This window comes from Halorubrum sp. SP9 (assembly GCF_005435015.1).
In the GTDB taxonomy this organism is placed as follows: domain Archaea; phylum Halobacteriota; class Halobacteria; order Halobacteriales; family Haloferacaceae; genus Halorubrum; species Halorubrum sodomense.
On the sequence record NZ_SGXU01000362.1, the window covers coordinates 1 to 467 of the forward strand.

At 57.8% G+C, this 467-nt stretch carries 1 protein-coding gene; it reads left to right on the plus strand.

The annotated features are described in order from the left end of the window. Positions 1 to 91 precede the first annotated feature (91 nt). The coding region (locus EXE45_RS17885) for a hypothetical protein (RefSeq protein ID WP_137695119.1) at positions 92 to 467 on the plus strand (376 nt) is incomplete at its 3' end.

The following is a 467-nucleotide window of genomic DNA, read 5'->3' on the forward strand; positions in this document are numbered from 1 at the left end:
AGTTTCTTATAGGTAATACCCAATAATGCCTGTTTCCACGACTAACAAGAAGGAAGCACAGAAGCTCGCCATCCCGCGGTCGGATGACGAGATGTTCAACCGCGAGGACTTCGACCAGAAGCAGCTCCGTTACGAGTTCGCTGGTCCTGTCGACATCGCACTCGATCAGGAGGAGATCAAGACCGAGGACATCGAGGTGCTGGACCCTGGCACGCTGAATATGCCAGTCGGTCCCGCTGGTGCCTTCGATGACTTCGGCTCCTCGGGTGGGATGGAGACGATTATGGTCGACGGGGACGAGTGGGAGACGTTCGTCTACGACAACGGCTTCCGCTGGCACCCCGACATGGACGACGTTGACAGCGTCGAACGTCAGCGTCGCGCCATCGAGGAGATGTTCCACTACCTCGGGGACATCAATTTCTTCCTCGGTATCGACGCCGTAGTCGTGGTCGGCGCCGATCAGG